Source organism: Streptomyces aureus (assembly GCF_001418135.1).
In the GTDB taxonomy this organism is placed as follows: domain Bacteria; phylum Actinomycetota; class Actinomycetes; order Streptomycetales; family Streptomycetaceae; genus Streptomyces; species Streptomyces aureus_A.
On sequence record NZ_LIPQ01000569.1, the window covers coordinates 1 to 9,762 of the forward strand.

Here is a 9,762-nt window from a genome sequence, read left to right on the forward strand (position 1 = left end):
CGCACACCCGACAGGGCCCCGCCGCTTCCCCTTCACCGCTTGTTGATGCACAGTCAATTCCGTACTCCTAGTTTCCGGAAACGCGCGACCCCGTCGCCGACCGGACTGACGGGGCGGTTCACCACCCTTCTCAGGAGTGAGACGTGGAGCGACGCAGTTTTCTGCGCGGAGCGGTCATCGGCACGTCGGCGGCCGCCTTCGGCGGCACCTTGATGCACGGCGCCGCCTACGCGGCCCCCGCGCAGCCCGGCGCCGGCCCCTACGGCGCCCTCGGCGCGGCGGACGCCAACGGCATCCTGCTGCCCGCCGGTTTCACCAGCCGGGTCATCGCACGGTCGGGCCAGACCGTGCCCGGCACCTCGTACACCTGGCACAGCGCCCCCGACGGCGGCGCCTGCTTCGCCGACGGCACCGGCTGGATCTACGTGTCCAACTCGGAGATCAACCCGAGCGGCGGCGCGAGCGCGGTGCGTTTCAGCTCGACCGGCGCCGTCACCGGCGCGTACCGCATCCTGTCCAACACCCGTCAGAACTGCGCGGGCGGCAAGACCCCGTGGAACACCTGGCTCTCCTGTGAGGAGGTCAGCCTCGGGTACGTCTACGAGGCCGACCCGTACGGCGTGAACGCCGCCGTCCGCCGCTCCGCCATGGGCCGGTTCAAGCACGAGGCCGCCGCGGCCGACCCGGTCCGCAGGGTCGTCTACCTGACCGAGGACGAGACGAGCGGCTGCTTCTACCGCTTCGTCCCCACCACCTGGGGCGACCTCTCCGCGGGCACCCTCCAGGTGATGGTGGCGGGCACCGCCACCTCCGGCTCCTTCACCTGGCAGAACGTGCCCGACCCGGACGGCTCCCCGACCGTGACCCGCAGCCAGGTCTCGGGCTCGAAGAAGTTCAACGGCGGCGAGGGCTGCCACTACGCCAACGACACCGTCTGGTTCACCACCAAGGGCGACAACCGCCTCTGGCAGCTCAACCTCGCCACCAGCACCTACGAGCTGGCGTACGACGACTCGCTGGTGCCGAGCGGCGCGGCGCCCCTCACCGGTGTCGACAACGTCACGGGCTCCTCCTCCGGCGACCTGTTCATCGCCGAGGACGGCGGCAACATGGAGATCTGCGTCATCACCCCGGACGACGTCGTCGCCCCGTTCCTGCGGATCAGCGGCCAGTCCTCCTCGGAGATCACCGGCCCCGCCTTCTCCCCCGACGGCAAGCGGCTGTACTTCTCCAGCCAGCGCGGCACGAGCGGCAGCTCCTCCGCCGGCATCACGTACGAGGTGACGGGCCCGTTCCGCGCCTGACGTACGCGCTGACGGGCCCGCCCACCGCGTGATCCCTACGAGGTGACCGTCCCGTTCCGCGCGTAGCACCGCAGATCCACCGTCCGTTGGGCGCCGCCGAGCAGGGCGGCGCCCAGCGGCGTCAGCGTGTGCAGGACCGCGTTCCCGTGCCGCAGGGTCGCGATGAGCCCCGCCTCGCGCAGCACGCCCGCGTGCTGGCTCGCCGAGGCCAGTGACACCCCGGCCCGCCGGGCGAGTTCGCTCGTCGTACCGCCGTCGCCGATGGCGTGCAGGACCGCCGAGCGGGTCTGGCCGACCAGCTTGGCGAGCGAGGAGCCGCCCGGCGCGCGCACCGTCGGCGCCTCGCCGTGGGTGACGGGGTAGACGAGGACCGGCGGCAGCGCGGGATCGCGCAGCACCACGGGCGTCCCCCGGCAGAAGTACGAGGGCTGGAGCAGCAGCCCCCGCCCGTCGAGGTGGACGTCCCGGTCGACCGGGTAGTCGGCCTCCAGGACGGGCGCGCGCCAGCGCAGCATCGGCGGCAGCGAGGCGAGGAGTTCCTCGGCGCCGCCGTCCAGGAGCGCGCGGCCGCGCCGGGCCCGGTCCGCCTCGACACGGGCCCTGATGTGCGGCCAGTACGGCTCCACGGCGGCCCGGTGGTAGCTCCGCAGCGCCCCCACGAGCCGGTCGAAGGGCTCCGCGCCGCCGTCGGCGAGGGCGCGCAGCGAATGGGGTACGGTCCGTCCGCCGGAGCGGTGCGCGGCGAGCAGCGAGAGTTCGCCGCGGAGCCGTCCGGAGTCGGTCGCTCGGATCGCCTCCAGGCCCTCGTCGAGCCCGTGCACGCCCTCGGCGGGCGTCAGGAAGTCGGGAAAATAGCCGCGGCTCGGAACCAGCGCGGCGAGGAGCCGGGTCTCACCACCGAGCCGCATCCGGGTTTCGGAGCGCCATTCTCCGAAGACGACGTGGCCGCGCCGGTCCCTTAAACGGTGAAAACTGAGAATCGTTTCCCACAGAACATCGGGCCGGGCGGCGGTCCGCACCCCCGCCAGGTCGTTTCCGGTGAAATGAATCCGCAGCATGACGTCCCCACCTGTGCACTCGCAACCACCCCCGACGACGAGTATGCACAGCATCACTGCACGTTACCAGGGTGTTTCAGCCACAGTTGAAAAGCATCGCGGCAATGGGGGCGGAACCGAAAAGCTGTACGGGTCGGGCAGGAAACCTTCAGGACCGAGGTGACGTGGTGAAGACCGTGGGGGGCTTTGCCCGTCCGGCGGCGGTCGGCGAGGTTGCGGCTCACCTGCCCGGCATCGGTAAAGGGCGCGGCCTCCGGGTGGGGATCCGGGGGTCGCGCCCGCTCCATTCTTTGCGGTGGATCCTTTGCGGAGGAACGAGGAAGTTCAATGGCCAATAATTCAATCAGGCGCAATTGAACAACTACTCACATCCGCTCAACAAACAAACGACGGGACGGACACCTCCGCACAAAGGTGTCCGTCCCGTCGCCGTGATTCCGGGGCCGCCGCCCGCCGGTGAGGGTGGTGAGGTGACCGGCGGCGCCCCCGGTCGTACCGGAGTGGTTCGGTGATTCTCGCTGCTGAACGGGGGTTCAGGAGGGCCCGACCGCCGCTCCTGAACCCCCGTTCAGCAGGACTCAGCGGCTGTCGCTGCCCTTCGACTCGGCCGCCGCGCGGCCGGCCTCCAGACGCGCCACCGGGATCCGGAAGGGCGAGCAGGAGACGTAGTCCAGACCGACCTCGTGGAAGAAGTGCACCGACTCCGGGTCGCCGCCGTGCTCGCCGCAGACACCGAGCTTGATGTCGGGGCGGGTGGCGCGGCCGGCCTGGACGGCGCTGCGCACCAGCGCGCCGACACCGTCCTTGTCGATGGTCTCGAAGGGGCTGACGCCGAAGATGCCCTTCTCCAGGTACGCGGTGAAGAACGAGGCCTCCACGTCGTCGCGGGAGAAGCCCCAGACCGTCTGCGTCAGGTCGTTGGTGCCGAAGGAGAAGAACTCCGCGGCCTCGGCGATCTGACCGGCGGTCACGGCGGCGCGCGGCAGCTCGATCATGGTGCCGAGCGCGAGCTTGAGCTCGACACCGGTGCGGGCCTGGACCTCGGCGATGACCTGCTCGGCCTCCTCGCGGACGATCTCCAGCTCCTGGACGGTGCCGACGAGCGGGATCATGATCTCGACGCGCGGGTCGCCCTTGGCGTCGATGCGCTGGGCCGCGGCCTCGGCGATCGCGCGGACCTGCATGGTGAACAGGCCGGGGATGACCAGGCCGAGGCGGACACCGCGCAGACCCAGCATCGGGTTCTGCTCGTGCAGCCGGTGCACGGCCTGGAGGAGACGCAGGTCGTTCTCGTGCGGCTCCTTGCGGGACTCGGCGAGGGCGACGCGCACCGACAGCTCGGTGATGTCGGGCAGGAACTCGTGCAGCGGCGGGTCGAGCAGCCGGACCGTGACGGGCAGCCCGTCCATGGCCTCGAAGAGCTCGACGAAGTCGGTCTTCTGCAGCGGCAGGAGGGCTTCCAGGGCGTCGTCGCGCTCGACGTCGGTGTCGGCCAGGATCAGCCGCTCGACGAACTGGCGGCGCTCGCCGAGGAACATGTGCTCGGTGCGGCAGAGGCCGATGCCCTGGGCGCCGAAGCGGCGGGCGCGGTTGGCGTCCTCGGCGTTGTCGGCGTTGGCGCGGACGCGCAGCCGGCGGACGCGGTCGGCGTAGGCCATGATCCGGTGCACGGCGGCGACGAGCTCGTCGGCGTCGTCGGCGCCGGCGTGCATGCGGCCCTCGAAGTACTCGACGACCGGGGACGGTACGACGGGTACCTCACCGAGGTACACCTTGCCGGTGGAGCCGTCGATGGAGACGACGTCGCCCTCCTCGACGACCTGGCCGTCGGCCGTGGTCATCCGGCGGCGCTTGGTGTCGACCTCCAGCTCCTCGGCACCGCAGACACAGGTCTTGCCCATGCCGCGGGCGACGACGGCGGCGTGCGAGGTCTTGCCGCCGCGGGAGGTGAGGATGCCCTCGGCGGCGATCATGCCGTCCAGGTCGTCCGGGTTGGTCTCGCGGCGGATCAGGATGACCTTCTCGCCCGAGCGGGACCACTTGACGGCGGTGTACGAGTCGAAGACGGCCTTGCCGACGGCCGCGCCCGGGGAGGCGGCGATGCCGCGCCCGATCTGGTCGACCTTCGCGCCCTCGTCGAACTTGGGGAACATCAGCTGGGCGAGCTGCGCGCCGGTGACGCGCTGGAGCGCCTCGGCCTCGTCGATCAGGCCCTGGTCCACGAGCTGCGTGGCGATGCGGAAGGCGGCACCGGCGGTGCGCTTGCCGACCCGGGTCTGGAGCATCCAGAGCTGGCCGCGCTCGATGGTGAACTCGATGTCGCAGAGATCCTTGTAGTGGGTCTCCAGCGTGTTCATGATGTGCATGAGCTGGTCGTACGACGTCTTGTCGATCGACTCGAGGTCGGCCAGCGGCACGGTGTTGCGGATACCGGCGACGACGTCCTCGCCCTGCGCGTTCTGCAGGTAGTCGCCGTAGACGCCGGCGTGGCCGGAGGCGGGGTCGCGGGTGAAGGCGACACCGGTGCCCGAGTCCGGGCCGAGGTTGCCGAAGACCATCGAGCAGACGTTGACGGCGGTGCCGAGGTCGCCCGGGATGCGCTCCTGGCGGCGGTACAGCTTCGCGCGGTCGGTGTTCCAGGAGTTGAAGACGGCCTCGATCGCGAGGTCCATCTGCTCACGCGGGTCCTGGGGGAAGTCGCGGCCGGTCTCGGCCTTCACGATCTTCTTGAAGTGCTCGACGACCTTCTTCAGGTCGGCGGCGTCGAGGTCGGTGTCGCTGGCGACCTTCTTCGCGGTCTTCGCCTCGTCCAGCGCGTCCTCGAAGAGCTCGCCCTCGACGCCGAGGACGGTCTTGCCGAACATCTGGATGAGCCGGCGGTACGAGTCCCACGCGAAGCGCTCGTTGTCGGCCTGGCCGGCGAGACCGACGACGGACGCGTCGGAGAGGCCGATGTTGAGGACGGTGTCCATCATGCCCGGCATGGAGAACTTCGCCCCGGAGCGCACGGAGACGAGCAGCGGGTCGTCGGCCTGGCCGAGCTTCTTGCCCATCTGCTGCTCAAGGGCGTCGAGGTGGGCGCTCACCTCGTCGCGGAGCTCGACCGGCTCCGAGCCACTCTCGAGGTAGACCTTGCACGCCTCGGTGGTGATCGTGAACCCGGGAGGGACCGGCAGACCGAGGTTGGTCATCTCGGCCAGGTTCGCGCCCTTGCCACCGAGCAGGTCCTTCAGGTCCCTGTTGCCCTCGGTGAAGTCGTACACGAACTTCTGATCATTGTTTTCCGACACGGGTCCCGACTCCTCGATGACTCGGTTGGCTGCCCTGACGGCGAGGAACATACCCAGATCGAAGGCTTCTGGGGAGGTACGCCTAGCGGTCACGTGGCCTTAACCACCCGTCCGCCAGCACTTCGAAAGTAACCGAGAAGTAGCTTCCGCTTTCAGGCCCCGAAGACGTCATGACCCAAACCAGAGAGAAGTCGCTCACGTGAGCGCACATCCGAGCACTTGCGTTCAAGTCTTGAATGCAAAAAGGGTGGCACCCCGTGCCACCCTTCATGCGGTGCAGCCGTTTGTAACCTGCTCATCTGAGCACCACCCCCCTCAAGGGTGGCGAGGATCACTCCCCCGGAAAGGCCGAATCAAGGCCGGATCTCAGCCCCCGGACGTGTCCAGCTCGGCATCCTCACTCACGCCCGAGCAGTCGTACGGGTCCTTCAACCAGCCGTCCGGCAGGACAACTCGGTTGTTTCCGGACGTACGACCCCGAGGACCGTCGGCACCCACCGGCCACGGCTGATCAAGGTCCAGCTCGCTCAACTGAGCGCTCAGTTCGTCGAGGGACGAGGTGATCGCCAGCTTCTTGCGCATCTCGGAGCCCACCGAGAAGCCCTTCAGGTACCAGGCCACGTGCTTGCGGAAGTCGATGACACCGCGTGCCTCGTCGCCGATCCACTCCCCGAGCAGCCGCGCGTGCCGGACCATCGCGTCCGCGACCACCCGCAGCCCCGGCGCCGCGTAGGCCCCGGTGCCCTCGAAGCCGGCCACCAGGTCCGCGAAGAGCCACGGCCGCCCCAGGCAGCCACGGCCGACGACCACGCCGTCGCAGCCCGTCTCCCGCATCATCCGCAGAGCGTCGTCGGCGGACCAGATGTCGCCGTTGCCGAGGACCGGGATCTCCGGCACGTGCTCCTTGAGACGCGCGATCGCGTCCCAGTCCGCCGTGCCGCCGTAGTGCTGCGCCGCCGTCCGCCCGTGCAGGGCGATCGCCGTGACACCCTCCTCGACCGCGATCCGGCCCGCGTCCAGATAGGTGATGTGGTCGTCGTCGATGCCCTTGCGCATCTTCATCGTGACCGGCAGGTCACCCGCGTTGGTCACGGCCTCGTTGAGGATCGCGCGCAGCAGCGGCCGCTTGTAGGGCAGGGCCGAGCCGCCGCCCTTCCGGGTCACCTTGGGGACCGGGCAGCCGAAGTTCAGGTCGATGTGGTCGGCGAGGTCCTCGTCGACGATCATCCGCACGGCCTTGCCGACCGTCACCGGATCCACCCCGTACAGCTGGATCGAGCGCGGCTGCTCGGTCGCGTCGAAGCGGATGAGCTGCATCGTCTTCTCGTTGCGCTCGACCAACGCGCGCGTCGTGATCATCTCGCTCACGAACAGCCCCTTGCCGCCGCTGAACTCGCGGCAGAGGGTACGGAAGGGGGCGTTGGTGATGCCGGCCATCGGGGCGAGCACCACCGGCGGCTGCACGATGTGCGGCCCGATGGCAAGAGGGGAGAACGCGGTCATTGGCCCATTGTCGCGCACTGCGCCAGTCATTAGTTAGCCGTACTATCCGAACATGCCAGAGCTCACACGCTCGCAGCTCCCCCGGCGCCGGCAGCTCGTCGTCCTGGCGATCTGCTGCACGAGCCTGCTGATCGTCAGCCTGGACAACACCGCGCTCAATGTCGCCCTGCCCTCCCTGCGGCGCGACCTCGACGCCTCCGTCTCCGGACTGCAGTGGGTCATCGACGCGTACACCCTGGTCCTGGCCTCGCTGCTGATGCTGGCCGGCTCCACCGCCGACCGGATCGGCCGCCGCAAGGTCTTCGTGACCGGCCTCGTCGTCTTCGCGCTCGGCTCGCTGCTCTGCTCCCTCGCCCCGAACCTGGAGGCGCTGATCGCCTTCCGGGCGGTGCAGGCGGTGGGCGGCTCGATGCTCAACCCGGTCGCCATGTCGATCATCACCAACACCTTCACCGAACCCGCCGCACGCGCGCGTGCCATCGGCGTCTGGGGCGCGGTCGTCGGCATCTCCCTGGCCCTGGGGCCACTGGTGGGCGGTGTGCTCGTCGAGTCGGTCGGCTGGCGGGCGATCTTCTGGGTCAACCTGCCGGTCGCCCTCGTCGCCCTGCTCCTCACCCTCCGGTACGTCCCCGAGTCCCGCGCGCCCCGGCCCCGCCGCCCGGACCCGGTCGGACAGCTCCTGGTGGCGACGCTCCTGGGCTCCCTCACGTACGCGATCATCGAGACCGACCCGCTCTTCGCCGGCATCGCGGCCGTGGCGCTCGGCGGGGTCCTCGTGTACGAGCCGAGGCGCCGCGAACCCCTGATCGACCTGCGGTTCTTCCGCAGCGCGCCGTTCAGCGGCGCCACCGTCGTCGCGATCTGCGCCTTCTCGGGCTTCGCCGGCTTCCTGTTCCTGAACACCCTGTACCTCCAGGAGGTACGCGGACTCTCCCCGCTGGACGCCGGCCTGTACGTGCTGCCGATGGCGGGCATGACCTTCGTCTTCGCCCCGCTGTCGGGGCGGCTCACGGGCGCGCGTGGACCCCGTCTCCCGCTGCTGCTCGCGGGCACGGCGATGGCGACGGGGGCGCTGCTCTTCGCGGCCTTCGAGGCGGAGACCCACGATCCGCTGCTCTTCACCGGGTACGTGGCCTTCGGCATCGGATTCGGCCTGGTGAACGCGCCGATCACCAACACGGCCGTCTCGGGGATGCCCCGCGCCCAGGCCGGGGTGGCGGCGGCGGTGGCCTCGACGAGCCGCCAGGTGGGACAGACGCTCGGGGTGGCGGTCGTCGGGACGGTGCTCGCGACGGGGGTGGGCGCCGGGACGTCCCCGGACGACTTCGTGACGGCGGCACGGCCGGGCTACTGGGTGGTGACGGCCTGCGGCCTCGCCGTCCTCGCGGTCGGCGCGCTGACCAGCGGAAAGTGGGCCCGCCGCACGGCGGAGCGGACGGCACGGTGCCTGGAGACGGACGACGGGCCGCAGGCGGCGGACGAGGCGGACCTGCCGCTCAGGCGGCCGTGAGGGCCTGCGCCTCTCGGGCCGGCTGTACGTCACCGGCGGCCCTGGCCTCGCGGGCGGCCCGAGGCGCCTGGGCTTCCCGGGTGGCCCGGTCGTCCTCGCGTACGACCAGCTCCAGGAGCCGTTCGAGCCGCGCCCGGGACTCCTCGTCGAGGGGTACGTACGTGCCGAGACGCGGTCCGGCGGCCGGCCCGAGCCAGAGATTGGTGTGTTCCAGGTGCAGCACGCCCACCTGCGCGTTCCGGATGACCTTGGCGCGGCCGGCGAGGTCGGCGACGTCGCGCCGTTCCCAGAGCTCGCGGAACTCCGGGGAGGCCTCCTGGAGCCGCTGGACCAGCGCCTTCCAGGCGGGTTCGGCCAGGTGCTCGGCCATGGAGGCGCGGAGCTTGCCGACCATCGCGCGCAGGACCTCCGGGAGGTCGCCGAAAGCCGCGCGGAAGTCCTCGTTGGTGAAGGCGAGCCAGAGGGTGTTGCGGTCCTCGCGGGGCAGCGCGTCCAGGTCGCAGTAGAGCCGCCCGAAGGTGCGGTTGTAGGCGAGGAAGTCGTAGCGGCTGTTCTGTACGCAGGCGGGCACGGGCTCCAGCTGGTGGAGCAGCTCGCGCAGCGCGGGGGTGACGGCCGGGCAGGCCGTCTCGGGGTGGGGGTCGCTCTGGGCGGCGAGGGCGAAGAGGTGGCTGCGTTCGGTCGGGTCGAGCAGCAGGGCTCCGGCGAGGGCGTCCAGGACCTGCGGCGAGACCTGGATGTCGCGGGCCTGCTCCAGCCAGGTGTACCAGGTGACGCCGACGGCGGAGAGGTGGGCGACCTCCTCGCGGCGCAGGCCGGGAGTGCGGCGGCGGCGCCCCCGGGGCAGGCCGACCTGCTCGGGGGTGATGCGCTCGCGCCGGCTGCGCAGGAAGGCGGCGAGCTCGTGTCGCCGCGTACCGGGTTCGGCCGTCGTCATGGTCGTCACGCTCCCAGGGTGCCGGGCCCCTGAGACCCGTGCCAGGTACTGCTTCTACCAGGATAAAGACACTCTGGTACCAGGCTGAGGGGCGGCGGATCGTCGATGCCGTGACTACGACCTCCGCTTCCCCCCGCTCTCCGGCCGCTCCCCCGGGCGG

The 9,762-nt window shown here is 70.5% G+C and carries 6 protein-coding genes; 2 read left to right on the plus strand and 4 right to left on the minus strand.

The features are described 5' to 3' along the window. Positions 1-143 precede the first annotated feature (143 nt). On the plus strand, positions 144-1,304 hold the full coding sequence (locus AOK00_RS34130; protein ID WP_055604014.1) for an alkaline phosphatase PhoX: 1,161 nt from the start codon (positions 144-146) through the stop codon (positions 1,302-1,304). 35 nt (positions 1,305-1,339) lie between these two features. On the opposite strand, the gene AOK00_RS34135 is transcribed toward AOK00_RS34130, so the two are convergent. The 3 genes from AOK00_RS34135 to dusB form a co-directional block, all read right to left on the minus strand. Beyond that, entirely contained in the window at positions 1,340-2,362 is a 1,023-nt protein-coding gene (locus AOK00_RS34135) for an ArsR/SmtB family transcription factor (protein ID WP_107097516.1), read from the minus strand. A 578-nt stretch (positions 2,363-2,940) separates the two neighbouring features. Further along, positions 2,941-5,652: a pyruvate, phosphate dikinase gene (gene ppdK / locus AOK00_RS34140; protein WP_055604018.1), complete on the minus strand. Its 2,712-nt coding sequence runs from the start codon at positions 5,650-5,652 to the stop codon at positions 2,941-2,943. Between the two features lie 366 nt (positions 5,653-6,018). After that, complete coding sequence (gene dusB / locus AOK00_RS34145) at positions 6,019-7,155, minus strand: tRNA dihydrouridine synthase DusB (RefSeq protein ID WP_055604015.1); 1,137 nt, start codon at positions 7,153-7,155, stop codon at positions 6,019-6,021. Positions 7,156-7,207: 52 nt separating this feature from the next. On the opposite strand from dusB, the gene AOK00_RS34150 reads away from it, so the two are divergent. Continuing rightward, a complete protein-coding gene (locus tag AOK00_RS34150; protein WP_055604016.1) occupies positions 7,208-8,665 on the plus strand; it encodes an MFS transporter in 1,458 nt (485 codons plus the stop codon). On the opposite strand, the gene AOK00_RS34155 is transcribed toward AOK00_RS34150, so the two are convergent. After that, the gene (locus AOK00_RS34155; RefSeq protein WP_079042341.1) at positions 8,652-9,602 is read right to left on the minus strand and encodes an MmyB family transcriptional regulator; all 951 of its coding nucleotides are present in this window, start codon (positions 9,600-9,602) and stop codon (positions 8,652-8,654) included. The genes AOK00_RS34150 and AOK00_RS34155 overlap by 14 nt on opposite strands. Positions 9,603-9,762 lie beyond the last annotated feature (160 nt).